Genomic DNA, 19,644 nt, shown 5'->3' on the forward strand with positions numbered 1-19,644 from the left:
CAAAAGGGTGTGTTGATTTAATTGTAATAATAAAAAACTTCTGTGGTGAGTAGGTTATTATTGGCGGCTGCATTGATATAGGTTGATTTATAATATTCGATAAAGTTGTTTTCATTAAAATCGGTTTGATAGGTGGTGCTGACGCTATTGGTGGTTTCATTATTTCTTTTGAAATAAAAATTACCTTCTTCCGCCATTTTTAGTAATGAAAGACCCAATAAAACCGTATTATTCAATTCCGTTGTAGATTTTAAAATAGTTGCCGGTTTAGCAACCGGATAGTAGTCAAAACTTATTGTGTTCACCGAATTCGTATATTCGATGGGTCGCAATCCATCAAAAAGCAACGTGCCTTCTGTTATTGTAGTAGGATCAAAAGTTGTTGGTCTGTTTTCTTTAAAAATCAGTCCTTGATTGTTTTTGAAATAGGTTCCCACATACGAAACGGTTTGATCTATCAGATTCATGGCTTCAACCGTTACAGTCTCATCAGCAGTATAACTGTAGGATATCGCCAGAATATTTTCAGGAATTAGTTGTTTTCTGCCTGTAATTCTGCCTTGACTATCATAGGTTTCCTCTCTGTGCTCTGTGACTTCTCCGCTCACAGTAAAGGTTTTATAGGTTTTTGTAGTACCATTGGTCGTAGTTACTTTTCTATGTGTCCATTCCTCCAGATGATTAAAAATAGTGTCGGCTACTATTTCGTTATTTGAAAAATATTGGACTTCTTTAGTAAGAGCTTCCGCATTCAAGGATTGCGTTCGTACAATGACTCTTTTGTGTAAGGTCATTGCATTCGGATTGTTGGTAGTTTCAGCATCATTGCTACATGAAAAAAACGATGCTACTAGTAAGCCGAGAAATACATTTTTAAGTTTCATAGGTTTTGAAATTAGGTTATACTGAATAGTATTTAATTTCAAAAAAGGTTGCGTGGGTTTTTAAAAAAGAGATAGTGTAGGGACAAGTCGCGACTTGTCCGTACGGGACGTATAGGGTGAAAATCAGTGGCAAATAAAATCCGTCCCAATCCGTATAATCCGTATAACCTGCCTACCGGCAGGCAGGTCCGTGGCCAAAAAAAAAGCGAAGCACTCCCCCAATAATCCTTGTGCCTTCCCATCTTCGTGGCAAAAATAATTTGTGTAACCTGCTGGCAGTCCGTAGCAAAAAAAGAGCGAAGCTCCAATTAGTACATTCGTGGCAAAGAAAAAAAGCCAAGCTTCCACTCCTAAAAAATTCTCAATTCCTACTTCATAATTCCCCTCCAACCCCCAAAAAAACAACTTAAAAATGTATATTTGTGAAAACCAACTAAACACTATCTATTCCATGAACCTAACCATCGAAAACATACTCTTAGTGGGCTCGCTTCTCCTCTTTGTCAGCATTATTGTTGGCAAAACTTCCTATAAATTCGGAGTGCCAACACTACTCCTTTTCCTTGCCATTGGTATGTTAGCAGGTTCAGACGGCATCGGGGGCATTCATTTTGACAACCCCAAAGTTGCTCAGTTCATCGGAATAGTATCCTTGAACTTCATCTTGTTTTCCGGAGGTCTCGACACCAACTGGAACGCTGTAAAGCCCATACTCAAAGAAGGAATTGCCCTTTCCACCCTGGGTGTTTTATTCACCGCACTTTCGCTGGGTACTTTTGTGTGGCTGGTGACCGACTTCACCATTTACGAAAGTATGCTATTGGGTTCTATCGTATCATCAACCGATGCTGCAGCTGTATTCTCCATTTTACGTTCCAAAAGTCTCGCTCTAAAAACCAACTTACGTCCCACCTTAGAATTAGAAAGCGGAAGTAATGACCCTATGGCTTATGTACTTACCATTGCGTTTCTAACCCTGGTAGTCCATCAAGACCAAAGCTTTGCTTCCATCATTCCGCTATTTTTCCAGCAAATGATTTTAGGAGCTATTGCGGGTTTTGGATTTGGTAGGTTAAGCAAAATCATTATCAACAGAATCAAACTTGACTTTGAAGGGCTTTATCCTGTTTTAGTTATTGCCTTAATGTTCATCACCTTTGCCACTACTGACTTTGTTGGCGGTAATGGCTTCCTCGCCATCTACATTTGTGCGGTTTACTTGGGCAACCAGGAGTTGATTCACAAAAAAACCATCCTTAAAATGTACGACGGTTTGGCTTGGTTGATGCAAATCGTTTTGTTCTTAACCTTGGGGTTATTGGTCTATCCTTCCGAAGTGTTCCCGTATATGGGTATCGGTTTACTAATTTCCGTTTTCCTTATACTTGTTGCTCGACCCATTGGCGTTTTCCTCAGTTTGATTTTCTTCAAAATGCGACTCCGTCGCCGCTTTTACATCTCGTGGGTAGGCTTGCGTGGTGCGGTTCCTATTGTATTTGCCACCTATCCCCTTTTGGCCGGCATTGACAAAGCACATATGATTTTCAACATCGTCTTCTTTATTTCCGTAACTTCGGTACTGATACAAGGTACTACCTTATCCGTAGTGGCAAAGTGGTTGCATGTGGCCTTACCCGAAAAAGCAAAGCCCATTTCTGAAATTGACAAACTCATTATCGACCTCCCCAAATCGTCGTTACAGGAATTTGAAATCAGTCCTGATTCCAAAGCTGTAAACAAACGAATTGTAGATTTGAATTTTCCACACTCCGCTTTTATCATCATGATTAAAAGAAATGAAGTGTACCTCAGACCAGGGGGTTCTACTATTATTGAAGCTCAAGACCTCTTGATGGTGTTAGCCGACAAACAAGAAGATTTTAGTAGCGTAGCTGCCTGTCTTGATAACCGAATAACCACTCTAAAAGTGTAACCCATGAAAAAACGCTTTATCGTATTGATTGACTTTTCAGCCTATTCCTTAGACTTGCTGCAGTATGTATGCGATTGGAGCAACCAAGTGGACGCAGAAGTACTGCTGTTGCACCAAACCCTTGTGTTTGTTCCGGCTCTTGCTGACAATGAAACCCGAAAACAAATTGTCTTTCAAACCAATACCGATGCCCTGATACAACTAAAAGCTTTGGTAACCGACAACCACATTCAAACCGGTAAAATCTCTTTTTATGTGACCGAAACCAGTTTGAACACCACCTTAGAACGACTATTAGCCGATCCATTCGAGAACTTACTTTTTGTGGGGCTGAAACGCACCGCACGTATCAAACAATTGGTTTTAGGTAGTGTTGCCCTTCAGGTCATAGAAAAAAACAATAACTGCGTGGTAGCCCTACCTGCAGCAATAACCAAATTCAACCACCCGCGAATCTTGGTCGCTGTTACGGAAAAACACCCGTTGAATATTCTTGAACTTAACAATTTCCTCAAGTTTGTTGACTCGGATACCACACAGATTACCTTTTTTTACTTAGCCAAACCGAACGAAAAAACCACCGGAATCGAAAAACAACTCCGGCAACTGTCTGAATTGTTTGCGGACCGCTTTACCACGGACTACACCCTATTTGAGGGTGACAACCCATTTAACGACATCAAAAACCTCATCAACAACAAAACCGATGAACTCTTAGTGGTGCAGAAAGGCACCCGTTATTTCACCGACCAACTTTTTAGAAAGTTTATGGTAAGTGAGTTGGTGTATGAAGGAGAAACGCCGCTGGTAGTGTTGCCTTAGGGTGCGTATTATTTGTAGGGACAAGTCGCGACTTGTCCGTACGGGATGTATAGGGTGAAAATCAGTAGTCCGAAACATTCCACTTAGGGCTTGTATGGTCTTTCATTAAAATTATCCTTGTAGTAGTCTGCTATGATAAAAAACTGTTCGTCAGTCAAAAGAATGGCATGCAAGTCGTTGCCTCCATAAAGTAAATAAAACTGTTCGTTACTGTCATTTGCTTTCAAAATTGTATTTACTTTTCTGAAGAAGTTTATCGGTGCAGTACTCCAAAACGTATCGTTGTCTAATTCCAGCTGCGTGTAAAGTTGTATCGGTTGGCCATTAATTAAAACTTCAAAAGAATCATAATTGTCATTACTTTTTTTAACGGTAAGGCTGCTATTTCTTTTAGCCAGTATCGTATTGAGATTGGGAAGAAAAAAGTCAAAACTGAATTCAGCGAGTGCTTCGGCGTCAATGTGTGCGGTTTTAAAAAGAGCAGCGTCATAAATAGTGAATGCGTTTAGCAGTTCCATTTTCAAACTGTCAACCTTTGTACTGTCGGCATATTTCAGGAAGTCCTTTTCAATAAGTTCAGCCGCATGATTTCTTTTATCTGATGGTACTATATCGTCATTTTTTATCGGAGCATTTTGTTTACAACTGAATAAAAAAAGAATGTAAAATAAAAGTGATAGTTGTTTCATTTTATTTCGGTTAAGAATTCTAAAATTGGTTTATAGCATTACTTGTAACGAACTTTAATTACTTTCAAAACCCTTACCCTGATTTTGTTTGCCCCAACCTGCCTAGGCAGGAGGCAAAATCAGGATACTGGTTTTTTCCTAGCACAGTTCTTCCTGTTCTACAACTTTACTGTATTTCCTTCATCACCAAATACGTGGTATACAAAAGATAAAACCCCAACAAAATACTTGCTTCCCAACGGTCTAATCGTTTTCGTTTTCCGGTGAGCATGGCCAGTAGAAGAAAAACGGTACCGCCCATTAAAATATAAAGATCTAAATTAAACTTGGGGTTGTATTCAATGGGCATAATCAGACCGCTGATGGAGAGAATCAAAAGGATATTGAAAATATTTGAACCAATCACATTACCAATGGCTATATCGCTGTTCTTTTTTGTGGCGGCTATAACGGACGTAACTAATTCGGGTAAGGATGTTCCTGCCGATACGATGGTTAACCCAATTATTTTTTCACTCACACCTAAACTAGCGGCTATTTCAACGCTGTTCACCACCACCATTTGTCCTCCAATAATCAAAAGAGCCAATCCGATGAGAATAAGTCCCCAGATTTTATACGTTGCTTTCAGCACTACTTCCACTTCAACAGTGGGTTCCGATTTCATTTGACGGAAAACATAATACAGAAAGAGGAAAAACAACACAAGCATGATAAGACTATCCACTCGGCTGAGGTAACTTGGTGTTGAAAAAGTAAAATCGTTTAGTAAAAATAACAGCAGGATAGCGACACCTAACGAAATTGGAATTTCCTTCCATGCTGTTGAAGATTGCACGGAGATGGGTAGAATTAATCCCGAGATACCGAGTATCAGAAATAAATTAAAATTATTACTTCCAATGATGTTGCCCAAAACAATATCGGAATAGCCATTTACAGAGCCAATACTATTCACTACCAGCTCGGGAGCGGAAGTACCGAAGGCAACAATCGTTAAACCGATGGCTAAATCGGAGACTTTGTATTTTTTAGCTACTGCCGCAGCTCCGTCAACCAGCCAATTGGCTCCAAAAATCAAGAAAACAAATCCGATTACTACTAACAAAATTGGAATTATCATGTACTTTCTAATTTACACCCAAATGTATATAAATGTAGTTAATTCTGTTTGTTAATAGTCGGTAATTTTACAGGTGATCATACAACATCCCTCGCAATTAAAAAAAACTCTCGCAAAGTCGCAGAGAGGTAGAGCCGCAAAGTTCTTAAAACTTAATAGTTAGAAGCTTGGCGACTTGGCGACTCGGCGAGAAAATAAACAGCTACTTACACTATTCTAACTATTTACTCCTCACCGCCTCCTCAATCAATTTCTCCAATATCGTAACGTCAATATCCTCTAATTTATTGATGTAAAGACAACCGGCACCGGTTTTGAACTTGCCTAGCTTCGCCAGTAAGTCGGCTTGTTTGTGGAGGTCAAAAACAAGGTGTAATGAGAGGTTGGCTTTGCGGGGTGAAAACCCAATCAGAAACCAATCCACTTCCCTACCCGTTTTGGGGCTTTGGTATCGCTTGATGCCAAAACCGATGAGTGAAGCTCCCCACATTTTAGGTTCTTCCCCACTGTACTTTTTCATCAGGTCAAGAATGACCGTACTGTCTTTACGTTGTTGTTCGTTTGTTACGCTGTTGATGTAATCGGCAACGCTGGCAGTGGTTTGTTGTGTTTTTATTTCGACTACTTTTCCCATGGTTAGTTTTTAGTATGTTCAAATATAACGAAGTTTTCGTTTTATTCAAAAGGATTTGATTGGATTGTGGGGTTATTTGGGGACAGGCGGGGACAAGTCGCGACTTGTCCGTACAGTGCCTGAAAAAAGACATAATCAACAAATCAGCGGTAAAAAAAAGAGCGAAGCTCTAAAATCCGTGACCATCCGCAAAATCCGCGTAATCCGTGTTCCAAAAAAGAGCGAAGCTCTCCCCCATAATCTTAGTGTCTTCCAATCTCCGTAGCAAAAATAATTCGTGTAATTCGTGGCAAAAAAAAAGCCCCCAACCAAAGTCAAGAGCTTTAAAATCTCAAATATATTTAACATTATGAAGCAATCCTCATAGAAACCCCCTCATGCAACTGCACATTAACATCCGTACGTTCATTCGCCACAATAGCAACAGGCTGAGTATGCGTCTCATAACCCTGAAGTTCAAAACTCACATTATAAACCCCTGCCGGTAGAGACTTAAACTCATAATTACCATTGCCCGTCGAACGCTTACTAACGCCCAAAGAACCAATACGAACCACAGCTCCGGCCAAAGCCTCGCCCATCTCGTTCGTAATCGTACCTCGTAAAGACAACTTGCGATAACCCGGTGTAACCAACTTACGACTAAACGTATAACGCTCATAAAACTCCGGATGACTCCATTCCAGCATCTTAACATGAACATCCATAGCCGCAACCTTAGCACTACAAACACCCAAATACTGCGAAACCAATTCCGTCTGAACCCTACGGTCAACAATAGCCGTCCGTGGTTTCGGCAACCATTCCATATACACCGTGATAGCCGCCTGCAAATCAGTCAAATCCTGAGCAACAACACCATAAGCCCCCAAAGAAGCCAATAACGCCGTCCCCTCATCATGAACCATCTGACAATAATCCATACTAAGCGAATCCTTCATTTTAGCAATACTCGAACGCGACTTGTTCACCTTGCGAAACAAAAACCAGTTACCACTATCATAAGCATAAGCCCTGATTCTACTCGCAATATTCATACTCAAATCAACCATAGCCGTTTGCAGTAACTCCTTTTCTACACGGGCACCCGTACGATTATAAAGTTGATCCTCACTCGCTGCTCGTAAATCATTTAAAGCAGTTACAAAATCCTGATACTCCGAATTAAAATTCGGCATCAAAGCCAAAACACTAGCGTCTGAGTTCTGTACAAACTCTTCAACTACAATAAACATCGAGCGTTTGCTCTCTTGTTTTCTGTTCATAATTTCAAAAATTAAGTTGATAAAATAGACTTGGGGTCTAACACCACTTTGGTGCATGACAAATCTATAAACAAAAATTTAACAAATAAAAACACACGCATTTTCACAAAACACTGATTTTAAGGATTTTGCAACGAAAAGCAATTTTTACATTTATTTTCTTATAAAAACAGAAACATTTGTAAGAATAAATGAAAAATAATCGACAAACGACATACATTTTTATGGCGGTTTTCTGCACAAAATGACTAAAACACTCAAAATCAACCCCTAAAACAATCAATTTTAGAAGACAAAAAATACCAAAAACGTCGAGTTCTTACAGTTTTATGTAGTTAGTCGTTAAAAATAACCCGTTTGTCGACAATAAAACAACCGCTCGCGACATATCATCCCGATGCTGGCGTGTCCGCCAAGGCGGAAGCAATCCCATAATCCAAATCACCAACCGTTGGTCATTCAAAAAAATGTAGAAAACGAAACAAGAAACGAGCGATAGTCAATTAGCAAAGCAATCTCCTACATAGTAAGCAGCCTACCAAAACTTCCACCAAGTTTTATTTCTAAGGAGAGTTCGATCAGTATTAACCTCCGAATAGTCATCAAGGTAAATCGCCGGAACTCCATACGATTCTTCATTAGTAGGTAATAGTTTTGGTAATGAGCCAAAATCTAAAAAGTAAGTTTCATTAGTAGTAATAACAACATTTACATTATTATATTCATAGTCAGATGATGAAACATAAACTTTCACAAAACCTTTGGTTAAGAAAGAATGGCTATCATCATCATTAAAATAATAACCGGAAACCAAAGGAAGTGTATTATTTGGAGTTTCCATATAGCGTATGAAGTTAACACAATAACAGAAATGATCAAAGCTGGGTATAGTGGAAAACAGAATTAAAAAAGTGCCCGTTTTCTTTTCTTTATATAAGAGAATTTCATTTTCAAAATTCTCGCCCGAAAATATATTTACAAACTCAATCAGGAGATTGGTAAGCAATTTGTTTCGTAGTCCGGAGACAATAATAAAAGATTGTTTCATTTTAATAGTATATATAGATAGGACTATTTAACCAATGTATCTAAATTTTAGAAGTTCATCTCATCAATTCTACTAATTATCACTTTGAGAACTAAGATGCTATCAGGTAATGACACTTCAATATTAGAACTTTATCATTCAATTGAAATTACATCAAAATTATATTGTTGCTCAAGTCCTTTGAGCCAATCTCTGCGTGCTTAGCGGTTAACCTTTAAACCACCTCATAACAAATAAACTCCGCCACATTAAACTCCGCATCAAAAATCCATTCATTCTCCACCAACAACTGTTTCAACGCCTCATCCTTAGACGTCACACCTTCAACAATCCCAATAACCTGAAGATTTTCAACCTCCTGTCCGTTTGGCGATAACGTCGCCCCTTCCGGTGATAAAAAGATATACGTGCTCATTTAAATTTTTTATAATGTCCTCTACCTGTAAATTCCAGTAACCATTATTTTTAAATACAAATAGATTGTAAGAGGGTTAATACCTGCGAATCTTAATTTTTTCTTTGGTAAAAAGATTTGCAGTATATTTTTCATAAAGTTCAAACAAAAACTCTACCCGTTTCGCTTCGTTAATAAAAGGTTGTGAGCGATAAGTCGAATCTACCGCTTTATCTAAATAATGATGGGCTTTCACCAGTGCAGGTGGCATTGCTAGCGGGTCATATAAATCAGCAAGTGAACTGTTAGGGAATTGTAATCTTACATCCAAAACCTTTTGTGCTGCTATTTCAATAATTCTAATTTGTTTATCAGTGGGATTCTCTGGAAAAGGATAATTATTATAAACAATAGTATTAGAATATCTAAATCGACTTTCTAATCTCCCACAAGTATACTTAACCCAAGCAATATGCATTAGAGAACTAAGTAAACCAAAATGATATAAAGTAGCATTAGGTAAAGCAGTACAGCTATCATTTACAATGAAATCTTTTGTATAAAAACCTAAAGGCAAATATTTCCTATTTTCAGACGATGTTCTAGGTATTAATAAAAAATTACTTTTTGGTTGTCTTCGTTCAGCAAATAAAGTAGGTGTTTTTGAAGTTTCTCTTGTTTGAAGTTTTGGGCTTATGGATCTATATTTAGCTACGTTTTCAATTCTTTCTTTAATTAAAGGTAAATTTCTTATTTCGTGAGGCTCTATATTTTCTAGATATAAAATCCATCTGTTTCTTCCATTTATAAATTCATCACCTGATAAGATCGGTTTAAAAAACTTTACAGATAAAGGTTCCTTTTTTATAAAATCTTCTTTTTCTAAGTCTGTAAAAAGATAGAAACCTCCATCAACTATTTTATTACCATATAACATTTCTGGAACATTGCACAATGGTTTAGTTCGCGATTGTAAAGCAAAATCCCTACCTTCAACTAAATAAGGATTTATGTTTTTAACTTTAATTAAATGGGGCTCACCTTTAATATCTTCGTATTCATAAATAAATTTGTTTGGTACGTCAAATGAAGCAAATCCAATAATAACTACATGAACTGCTGCGTTTCCTTTTGCCTCATTTCTCCAACTAAATGTTCTGTGAGCAAAATGAATCTTAATTTTGTAATGATTAAAAAGTAATCTCCATAATACTCCAACTTGTTCTCCTTGTGCAATAGAATTAGTTGAAACAAAAGCAACCTTTGTATTTGTGTTTAATATAAATTGTGCAGCTTTTAAATACCATGCAGCTACATAATCTAATACTCCAGCCCCTTTAACCCCGGCAAATACAGTTTCTATATCCAACTTTTGAACTTCATTTTGTAAACTCTTTCCAATAAAAGGAGGATTACCTATAATGTAATCAAAGTTGTTCTTGAAGATTATCTTCTCTTTAGAAAGTTTTCTTTTATCAATAATTGTTAACTGTTTAGTTTTGATGTTCAAAGTTTTATACTCTGTTTCGGGTTCATTTAATAATAAGGTAGTACTTTCTGCATTAATATCAATTCTTTCATTTCTTAGTAAAGAACTCCAATTAATCTGTAAAGCGTTTCCATTAACAATATTCGCTGACTTTTTCAAAGGTAAACGAACAAAATATTGACCAAATTCATTACTAATTAACATATTCATCTGGTGGTCAATTAACCACATCGCTACTTCTGCAATTCTAGCTGGAAATTCTTCATATTCAATACCACTCATCATGTCAACATCCAGCCAAATAATATCACCAACATTCATTACTTGTTGCCCTTTCTTATAAATGGCTCTCAAAATTTCTAACTCTAATAAACGTAGTTCACGATAGGTTATAACAAGGAAGTTTCCGCAACCACACGCAGGGTCTAGAAATCTTAAAGTACTAAGTTTTTTATGAAATTCTTGAAGTTTTTTTATTCGTGATACTGTCGTAGAAACTTTTTTAATACTTTCGAATTCTCTCCAGAGGTCATCTAGGAAAAGAGGTTTAATTAGTTTCAATATATTAGTTTCACTTGTATAGTGTGCACCTAAATTTCTCCGCTCTTTCGGATTCATTACACTTTGAAACATCGAACCGAAAATAGCAGGCGATATTTTGCTCCAATCAATATAACAACAATCCAAAAGTGCTTGTCGCATTTTGGTGTCAAAACTTGCGGTTGGCAAAATTTCCTCGAAAAGCTTTCCGTTTATATAAGGAAAATCATCAAGTTGTTCATCTAAGTTTTTAAATCGGTTCTCTTTTGGGGTGTTTAAAACCTGAAATAATTCTTGAAGCTTAGCAGCTAAGTCACTTCCATCAATAGCTGTTCGTTGTTCTATAAACTCCTGAAATTGTTGCTTATTAAATATTGTAGTGTCTTCTGCAAATAATAAAAACAATATGCGTACTAAATAAACCTCTAAGGGATGTCCACTATATCCTATTTCTTCAAGTCTATCGTGAAGCTTGCCCATCAATTCTGCTGCCTTTATGTTTGCGGGGTCTTGTTCTTTGTAAATCTTTTTTTGATAACCTAATATCGAACCAAAATGCTGTACATTGTTAACAAGTTCTTTTAATTTAAAATCTACTCTCTTATCTTCCTCAAGATCATAAAGTCTAAAATTTTCAAAATCACAAATAAGTATATATTTGGGCAAATCATGTTGTTTCAAACCATGTGTATAGTCTTTTGCCTGCTGAAAAGCTCGATCAAGGTTTTTTCCTCTGCTTTTCATTTCAATTAATATAGTTCCTTTCCAGAGTAAGTCAATGTAACCTTCTCTTTCATCTAGTTTTTTTACACGATGTTCAAAAGTAGAAACACGTTTACTACTAATTCCAAAAACATTAAAAAACTCAACTAAAAATGGTTTAGCATCTGCTTCTTCATTAGAAGTGTCTTCCCATTCTTTTGAAAAGTTTAAAGCTCGGTCTTTAATTTCATTCCAACTTAATGCCATTATTTTTATGATTGATTGATGTGTAAATTATTGTATTGTTAATTTTAGTGCTTTCTGTTTTTAAAGGATTATGTAGGTTAATCCAATAAAAGTTAAACCGCCAAAACGAACTTGTGAAATTACTTTTAAGCTATGGTTAGAGTTCTATATATTAATTGGCTCTTTACCGATTGAAACTAAAACTTTATTTATCCAATTTTCATCATTCATTTTTATCCAATGTATCTCTCTTAATTCTCTTGGAGGAGTAACATCATCAATTAAAATTGGAATTATGTATCTCGTATCGAAAGGCTTTAACATTTTTTGTTCTAGTGCAAATCGTATTTCTTTGTTTTTATAACCTTGTCTAGTAATGCTGTTTGAAGAGAAAAAAATTAAAATATAATCAGCTTTTTCGATTGATTGTTCAATCTTATCTTGCCAATTATCTCCAGGCAATAAATCTTTTTCATCAAACCAAGTGATAACCCCATAATCATGCAAAACTTCCATTGTCTGTTTAACTATTTCCTTATCCTCTTTTGCATAGGAAAGGAAAACAAAAGTAATTGGCAACATTATTAGTTCATCATCTTCTATTTTAAGATAACCTAAATCAAAAATTTTGTCACTTCCCGGAAGGCTATATTTAACGTTTAAAAACCCTAATTTACCATTATTTTTAAAATAAAATTTAATCCAATTTGGAAGAGGTCTATTATTTTTAGTTTTTAAACCTTTTACTACATTTAATTTAACCCTATACGACTCAACGAGAGAAAGTGGTATGTACATAACATATTCTCTAATGTTATCAAACAAAACACTATTCCCATTACTCTTTTCATAAAATTTTTTAAAATTTTGTTGAGGTAAAAAAATAAAATGATCAGTTTCGGGAGAATCGAAAGGTACTTTTCCAACAAGACTTTCACCCGTTTTCAATTTAAGCTCTATATATCCTTTTAGTGTCTCTTTGAGTAATTCATGCATAAGAAAAAGTTATAATAATTATTCATTTGGTTATGTAAAAATTTAATTAGAATCCTATTTTTAAAACAACTTCCTGACAAACGTTTGTAATATTTGCACTTCTTATATTTTCAGTAGGATACATCAAGTATCCAGATTTTTGCACTGCCTTAAAAGTATAATTTCCATTATTTACATAAAAAGTTTTTGCTGTTTTTCCTTGCAAAGTTTCTATAAATTTATTTCCATGAAATAAGTCATAAGGATTTATAGAATGGTTTTCTATTACAATAACACCTTGTTGTTTTTTCTCACACTCGGGTTTGTTTACTTCTTTATTTACTTCATTTAGAACATTATAAAAACTCATTAAATCTTCTTTAATTTTGTTTTCATAATTTAACGTATTTGTTCTTGATATAAACTCGTTATTACTACAACATTCAGAATTAATGGAACAATAGATATCTGAACAGCTATTGTATCGTTGCTCAATTTCATGCATTAAATTTTCCAATTCAGAACTATATTTTTTCAATCTGACTACTGTCTCATTTCTTTTATCTTGAACTAATTTTATCAATTGGGGAGTAACCTGATTTTTTTGATATTCATCAACTATTTCATCAATTGACGATGTTTCAATTAATCTAGATATTACAGTTCTGTCTCTATATAAATTGATTAGTAGTTCATTCAGTTTTATTAGTTCACTTTGTTTTTTAGAATCCCAAATTATACCTTCAAGACCATAGAGTGAAAAAGGTGAGTAATAATATTGAGTAATTACACTCTGATTTGGATCAGAAATATTTTTTATAGCACTTCCAATGATATCTGATATAGCATTAGCTTTATTTTGAGTTGTACCATTGAGAATAGCATTTATTTGATTTTGAATAACCGATTGTTCAATTGCAGGACCATTAATTTCAACAGTTACGGAATAACTGTTGTTTCTTAATTGATTATTAACCCAATCACTATTATCTATTTCTAAAGAACTTTTGCCTTTGAATGGAATATTACCATTGGAGTTTATATTAGTTTTGGTATTATACAGAAAATTCTTTTCTGTATAATTCTTTTTCAAAATAACAACAATATTACTTTCCTTTTTTACACCACTGATATAATGAGTGCCAAAAAGTTTTACAAATTCTTGTAATTTATTTTGTTTAATTAGATTGTTAGCCTCATCTGTCAATATCGGTTCTTTGTCAAAAGAATAGATGCCAAAATCTACATTAGCAGAAAAAATTAGCCGTTCCACTTCTTCAATAGAAGCGTTTGAATATTCATCAAGTTTTTTTCCATTGAATTCAAATAAGTTTAGAAAACTCACACTTCCAGTATTTCCTCGGCTCTTGTAATCATTAAAATCTTTGTTTGATTTCGTGTAAAAAAGTTTTATGCTGGTTTTCTTACCGCCTACTTGTTGTGAAGTTAATTTATTTGGATTGATTGTTTCAGACTTAAAACAATTTTTAGTTTGCTTGTAAATGTCATTAATATGAAATCCTTTTCCAACTTTTATAGAAGGTTGTGAATTATCTGTATTAAAATAATTTGCATCAAAAACACTCGTCGATTGAGCTAAAAAATTATAGCTAATCAATAGAAAAATAAGGAATTTTACAGTCTTCAAATTTGATTTTTTATATTAAACATCTCTTTAAATTTTTCTAAACAGAATAATCCAGCTAGTAAAAAGTTTAAATGATTTAGGATCTCATAAAAATATAAAAATAAATAATCCCATTCCTAATAATTTTATTAACAAATCAAATAACTAATGAACTTCTAAAACTACTAGTTTAAAAAAAAACTCCACTAACGTTTGTTTTTAGCTCACACTATCTCAGGATTAGAACTAGATATCCAATAATGTCTTCATACTATCACACAAATCATTCTCTGTAAAACTCAAAGCTGTAAAAAATAACGCTTTCGAATTGATATACTTAATCTCATTTTCGAACATTTTGAATTCTATCATCTCTTTGGTTACTTTTTGAAAACTAACAATATGAAAGTTTTTTAAATTGCAGTTAGCTACATACTCCTCATTTTCAAATCCAACATAAAGTAAAAGAGATACAGTTATTTGGTCATTAAAAACTTCAATGGAATGTTTCTTTGGTTCAACCTTAAAATTATCATACTCTTTAAAAGTTGTCATGTAAGCCAATGACTTACACAAGGTTTGATTGGTTTCAAAAGACCACAATAACTCATTGTGCTCCATTCTTTCGTAAAATAAATTCATTCTTTTTTATTTAAAATTTAGCCATAGGATTATGGCCAGCAAAAACGGCTTGGGATTTTAAATCGCTCTTTTTTTATTAATTAATAAACTTTAATAAACCTGTTTAAAAGTAGTGATTTAATTAAACTGCTATTGGTAATTTAAAATTCTGATTTTATTCCACTTAGTATATCAGTAAAATAATCTTTTCTTTTTACGCCGAAATACTGTGGATGATATGCATCAACAAAAATTTTATCATCTACTTTAAACACATTGCACGTACCGCTTTTTTTAAGGTTATGGGGAGGGATATCGTTCTTAAAATAAGGGTATGTACCTCCGAATATAATTATGTCAGCATCAATTAATCTTATTTGTTTAAATAACAGTTCTTTATAAGTTTGATAAGCATGGCTTAATTCGTTGCTAATCGCTCTTGGTTTCCCTGCAATTTTCTTCATGTTAATATAGGCAATACTGTTTAAAATATCTACAACATCAGGATTATCAGGAATGTCCGGAATATCATCCCAGTTTTTGTTATTGATAATGCCTTCACTAACATAAACAATCGATGAAAATGTTTTTGCCCATACTGCTTTTAAACCATTTTTCACTTTGAATTTCTTAATAGCCTCACGCATATCCCATCCACCCTCATCACCTGCACTGTTAACTTCTTTCAATATCCACAATACTTTAGTATTGGTTTTTTGGTAGGATTCCAAATCTACAATTCCATCATAAATTGGTAGTGTTTCATATTCAGATAAACTTAATTTTTCAATTTCTATGTCTAATGCCTTTAATTCCTTAATCATTTTTATTAAAATTTTAATTATTTCATATATCCCCAAATATATACATCTTTTTCACCACTTCTCACAACACCCCAAGAGTTGTCTTATCCTTATTATCAACAAAGAAAAGTAATAATTAAGAAGCACAATTACGGATTCCCGTAATCAACCTTTAAATATTTAATGATAAAACCCACCGACTGGCAGGAGTTTGTTTTTGGAAAGACTAAGATAGGAAAAATAATTGAATTTAATTTTGTTCAACAGGAGTTTCATTGTTGGCTTTTCAAGCCCAACGAAACTCTAGCTATTGTAAGTAGTATTTTTATTTAGTTCTCTTTGTAATTTCCAATTTCGTCCATGTAGAAGTTGGTCAAATTTAAATTTTTGAAGGCTTTAAATATTTTTCTTTTATTGGTTGAAATAAAAATTATTCCGCAATCTGCACTTGTTCCGTATAAAACTTTTCTTTTATCATCAATCCAAACTTCTACAGCAGAAATATTATTTTCAGTTATCAGTTTCGAAACTGAATTAGTTAAGTTATCATTTAATGGATTTTCAATTCTGAACGCAATTTCTTTTTTCTTATATTTTACAACGTAAAGTGGTTTGCAAAATCCTTGATTTCTAATTTTACTAATTGAATCCAATTTTGGTATTCTTTGAACTGTAATACCATCGGGAAAACTCCATTTAATGTAAACATTAATATCCGAAATCAAACGTTGATTTATTAGTTCAATTTTTTCATTCAATTCGTTTGTTGTGTTCAGTTTTTGAAACCATAAATTGTTTGCTTTTTCAGTCAAAATCAATTGTTCATTTTGTGCTAAACAAAATATTGAATTTAAAAATAAAAATGTTAACAGAATGTTCTTCATAATATTACTTACAACGTATTGCTGCTTTGCCTAGTGCTGGGTTTTGGAGCCCGTCACTGTCAGGCAAACCTTTAGTTGATTGTTGTAAGGCGTTTAAAGTTAGTAAATTAGCCAGCATTAGGCAAAACAGTTGTTATGCACAGTAGTTCTGTCAGTCTGAGGATGAACCATAAATAAATAAACATTTGTTGTTGTCCGTTTGCAATACAAATCTATAATCCCAATACACAGGATAGCCTGGAATTCCTTCTTCGTCAGGGTAGCTATAAATTTTTGTATTTTCATTGATGAATTGTCTAATAAATTCTTTGTAAGCAAGTTGTACTTTTTCCAACTTCTCATTTTTCTTTTCGTTCAGTATCAAACCAGCGGTGCTGTCGCCTCTAAAGTTTAGTCCAAAATTTATATCGTCCCAGAAGTCAGCAATTTCATAGGGAATGATATTTGCGTTTTCAGGTTTTGATTCAAGATATCTTTTCTTCAGTTTGACTTTAAAGTCGTCAAGGTTGGTACAACTTTCAAAAATGTCGATTCCAAAAGTCACCTGATAATTATATCCATACATTAAATGTTCAAGTTGGTCTAAAATATCTTTCATACTCTCGTCTGTCTTACTATTGTGCATAACTACTTAATATCATCAAATATATACAACTTTTTTAACACTTTCCAAAACAACACAAGAGTTTTCTTATCTTTTTATTAACAATAAATCAAAAAACTAAAAAAATCAAAAACAACTAAAAATCGAAAACCAAAAAATTAAAAGAACTAAAGAACTAAAGAACTAAAGAATTTAAAAAAACTTCAAACAGTTCCATAAATAGCAAAACCATTCCTATAAAATAAAGAGCCATTTACCAAGTGCATCCCTACCCCAACCAATACATGCTATACCAAAACGGAAACAAACCAAACCCCAACCGAAACAAGTCATACCCTAATAAAAACAAACCAAACCCCAACCAAAACAAACCAAACCCCAATCAAAACAAGCCAAACTCCAATCAAAACAAACAAAACCCTAATGAAAACAAACCAAACCCCAATCAAAACAGACCAAACCCTAATCAAAACAAACCAAACCCTAATCAAAACAAGCCAAACCCTAAAAAATTTTATAACAAAAACTAAAGAAAAATAAATATATTTGAGTTTTTATAACAAAACGCAACGCCAAACACCCCAATAACCGCCCAAACAAGCAACCATCACAATCAAAAAACTAAAAAAGCAATCAAAAAGCAAGTAGCGTAAACCATGAAAACACACCTCCTACTCCTACTCACCACACTAGCCGGCCTGCAAGTCGCCGCACAAAACTTTACCCGCAAAGACACCCTACAAGGCAGTCTCCGCCCAGAACGCACCGCCTTTGACGTCCTTCGCTATGACCTCAACCTCACCATCAACCCCGAGGAGCGAAGCATCGCCGGCCACAACGCCATCACCTTCAAAATAGTAGCCCCCACACAAAAGATACAACTCGACCTCTTCGCCAACATGCAAGTGGACAGCATCCTGTACCAAAACAAACCACTCGCCTACACCCGCGAGTTCAACGCCGTTTTTATTGATTTTCCGCAAACCCTCACCCTAAACACGGAGCACACGCTCTTTTTTCACTACTCGGGCAACCCCAAAATAGCCAAGCGTGCCCCCTGGGATGGCGGCTTTGTCTTTAAAAAAGACAGCAACAACAACCCCTTCATTGGCGTGGCCGTACAAGGCACGGGAGCCAGCCTCTGGTACCCCGTAAAAGACCACCAAACCGATGAACCCGACAGAGGGGCTTCCGTGAAAGTAGCAGTGCCCAATGGCCTGATGAACGTTTCCAACGGTCGTTTCCTCGGCAGCGAAAACCTCAACAACGGCTACACCCGCTGGGATTGGGAGGTTATCAACCCCATCAACAACTACAACATCGTTATCAACATCGCCGACTACGTCCACATCCACGACCACCACAAAGGCCTCGACCTCGACTACTATGTCCTCCGCGAAAACGAAGCACTCGCCCGCAAACACTTTGAAGAAGTAAAACCCATGATGGATTGCTTTCAGGAGAAGTTCGGTCCCTATCCTTTCCTTGAAGACGGCTTCAAACTCGTTGAAACGCCTTATTTGGGTATGGAACACCAAAGTGCTGTGGCTTACGGCAATAAATACACCAAAGGCTACCTCGGCAACGACATGACAGGCACCGGAGTAGGCCTCCTGTTTGACTACATCACCATCCACGAAACCGGCCATGAGTGGTTCGGCAACAGCATCACTTCGAAAGATATTGCGGATATGTGGATACACGAAAGTTTTACCACCTACTCGGAAAGCGTCTTTGTAGAATGCCAATTCGGCTACGAAAAAGCCATGCAATACATCAACGGTCAAAAGAAAATGGTAGGCAACCGCAGCCCGATGATTGGTCAGTTTGGCGTCAACTTCAAAACCGGCAACTCTGATATGTATTACAAAGGGGCTTTGCTCCTCAACACGCTACGTCACTTAGTCAACAACGACGAGGAATGGTGGCGTATTTTGAAAAGCTACACGGAACATTTCCGCCATCAAATCATCGAAACGGAAGATGTGAGTACGTATTTCACTAAAGCTATTGGGAAAGACTTGCAGCCGTTGTTCAATCAGTATTTGAACCACACGGCTCTTCCGTTGTTGGAATTCCGCAGTACTAAAAAAGGCGTTGAAGCTCGTTGGGTTACAGACGTCTCGGGATTCAAAATGCCGGTTCATTACAGTGTGAAAAACAAGAATTTTCACACTTGGTTCAGCAACGATTGGCAGAAAGTGGAAGATGCAAAGACAGTGGATGAAATCACGCTATCCCTTGAAAAGATGCTGATTGCGGTAGGTGGTAAATAAAAGCTCGACCAACGACACAAAATTTTAACAGGGTAACAGTCAGTTGTTTAGGTAATTTTTTGTACTTTAAATCCAATTTTAAATG

Annotated in this window: 18 protein-coding genes; 4 read left to right on the forward strand and 14 right to left on the reverse strand. The window is 35.4% G+C overall.

The window, feature by feature from the left end:
- Positions 1 to 17: 17 nt before the first annotated feature.
- The gene (locus tag IEV15_RS06725) at positions 18 to 884 is read right to left on the reverse strand and encodes a hypothetical protein (RefSeq protein WP_188361751.1); all 867 of its coding nucleotides are present in this window, start codon (positions 882 to 884) and stop codon (positions 18 to 20) included.
- 451 nt (positions 885 to 1,335) lie between these two features.
- On the opposite strand from IEV15_RS06725, the gene IEV15_RS06730 reads away from it, so the two are divergent.
- Together IEV15_RS06730 and IEV15_RS06735 are read left to right on the forward strand one after the other, a co-directional pair.
- Positions 1,336 to 2,817: a potassium/proton antiporter gene (locus IEV15_RS06730; RefSeq protein ID WP_188361907.1), complete on the forward strand. Its 1,482-nt coding sequence runs from the start codon at positions 1,336 to 1,338 to the stop codon at positions 2,815 to 2,817.
- Positions 2,818 to 2,820: 3 nt separating this feature from the next.
- Entirely contained in the window at positions 2,821 to 3,639 is an 819-nt protein-coding gene (locus IEV15_RS06735) for a putative universal stress family protein (RefSeq protein WP_188361752.1), read from the forward strand.
- 83 nt (positions 3,640 to 3,722) lie between these two features.
- Here IEV15_RS06735 and IEV15_RS06740 read toward each other — a convergent pair whose 3' ends face one another.
- From IEV15_RS06740 to IEV15_RS06800, 13 genes are all read right to left on the reverse strand, one after another.
- Complete coding sequence (locus IEV15_RS06740) at positions 3,723 to 4,328, reverse strand: hypothetical protein (protein WP_188361753.1); 606 nt, start codon at positions 4,326 to 4,328, stop codon at positions 3,723 to 3,725.
- A 166-nt stretch (positions 4,329 to 4,494) separates the two neighbouring features.
- A complete protein-coding gene (locus IEV15_RS06745; RefSeq protein WP_188361754.1) occupies positions 4,495 to 5,451 on the reverse strand; it encodes a calcium/sodium antiporter in 957 nt (318 codons plus the stop codon).
- Positions 5,452 to 5,671: 220 nt separating this feature from the next.
- The gene (locus IEV15_RS06750; protein ID WP_188361755.1) at positions 5,672 to 6,085 is read right to left on the reverse strand and encodes a DUF1801 domain-containing protein; all 414 of its coding nucleotides are present in this window, start codon (positions 6,083 to 6,085) and stop codon (positions 5,672 to 5,674) included.
- 347 nt (positions 6,086 to 6,432) lie between these two features.
- The gene (locus tag IEV15_RS06755) at positions 6,433 to 7,350 is read right to left on the reverse strand and encodes a carboxypeptidase-like regulatory domain-containing protein (protein WP_188361756.1); all 918 of its coding nucleotides are present in this window, start codon (positions 7,348 to 7,350) and stop codon (positions 6,433 to 6,435) included.
- 535 nt (positions 7,351 to 7,885) lie between these two features.
- Positions 7,886 to 8,398 (reverse strand): hypothetical protein, encoded by a 513-nt coding sequence (locus tag IEV15_RS06760; protein ID WP_188361757.1) that lies wholly within the window; start codon positions 8,396 to 8,398, stop codon positions 7,886 to 7,888.
- Positions 8,399 to 8,612: 214 nt separating this feature from the next.
- Positions 8,613 to 8,813 carry a hypothetical protein gene (locus IEV15_RS06765; protein ID WP_188361758.1) on the reverse strand — a complete coding sequence of 67 codons (201 nt, stop codon included), beginning with the start codon at positions 8,811 to 8,813 and terminating at the stop codon, positions 8,613 to 8,615.
- A 76-nt stretch (positions 8,814 to 8,889) separates the two neighbouring features.
- On the reverse strand, positions 8,890 to 11,790 hold the full coding sequence (locus IEV15_RS06770; protein ID WP_188361759.1) for a DNA methyltransferase: 2,901 nt from the start codon (positions 11,788 to 11,790) through the stop codon (positions 8,890 to 8,892).
- A gap of 144 nt (positions 11,791 to 11,934) precedes the next feature.
- The gene (locus tag IEV15_RS06775) at positions 11,935 to 12,765 is read right to left on the reverse strand and encodes a toll/interleukin-1 receptor domain-containing protein (RefSeq protein WP_188361760.1); all 831 of its coding nucleotides are present in this window, start codon (positions 12,763 to 12,765) and stop codon (positions 11,935 to 11,937) included.
- A 46-nt stretch (positions 12,766 to 12,811) separates the two neighbouring features.
- Positions 12,812 to 14,362 (reverse strand): hypothetical protein, encoded by a 1,551-nt coding sequence (locus IEV15_RS06780; RefSeq protein WP_229734112.1) that lies wholly within the window; start codon positions 14,360 to 14,362, stop codon positions 12,812 to 12,814.
- 255 nt (positions 14,363 to 14,617) lie between these two features.
- Positions 14,618 to 15,013 carry a hypothetical protein gene (locus IEV15_RS06785; RefSeq protein WP_188361762.1) on the reverse strand — a complete coding sequence of 132 codons (396 nt, stop codon included), beginning with the start codon at positions 15,011 to 15,013 and terminating at the stop codon, positions 14,618 to 14,620.
- A 140-nt stretch (positions 15,014 to 15,153) separates the two neighbouring features.
- Entirely contained in the window at positions 15,154 to 15,816 is a 663-nt protein-coding gene (locus IEV15_RS06790; RefSeq protein WP_188361763.1) for a hypothetical protein, read from the reverse strand.
- A gap of 308 nt (positions 15,817 to 16,124) precedes the next feature.
- Positions 16,125 to 16,679, reverse strand: coding sequence for a hypothetical protein (locus IEV15_RS06795; RefSeq protein WP_188361764.1), 555 nt, complete (start codon positions 16,677 to 16,679; stop codon positions 16,125 to 16,127).
- 151 nt (positions 16,680 to 16,830) lie between these two features.
- Positions 16,831 to 17,277, reverse strand: a complete 447-nt coding sequence (locus IEV15_RS06800) for a hypothetical protein (RefSeq protein ID WP_188361765.1) — start codon at positions 17,275 to 17,277, stop codon at positions 16,831 to 16,833.
- Positions 17,278 to 17,567: 290 nt separating this feature from the next.
- Here IEV15_RS06800 and IEV15_RS06805 point away from each other — a divergent pair, with 290 nt between their 5' ends.
- Together IEV15_RS06805 and IEV15_RS06810 are read left to right on the forward strand one after the other, a co-directional pair.
- Entirely contained in the window at positions 17,568 to 17,813 is a 246-nt protein-coding gene (locus tag IEV15_RS06805; RefSeq protein WP_188361766.1) for a hypothetical protein, read from the forward strand.
- 126 nt (positions 17,814 to 17,939) lie between these two features.
- Positions 17,940 to 19,559 (forward strand): M1 family metallopeptidase, encoded by a 1,620-nt coding sequence (locus IEV15_RS06810; RefSeq protein ID WP_188361767.1) that lies wholly within the window; start codon positions 17,940 to 17,942, stop codon positions 19,557 to 19,559.
- Positions 19,560 to 19,644 lie beyond the last annotated feature (85 nt).

It is taken from the genome of Flavobacterium orientale (assembly GCF_014638005.1).
Lineage (GTDB): Bacteria > Bacteroidota > Bacteroidia > Flavobacteriales > Flavobacteriaceae > Flavobacterium > Flavobacterium orientale.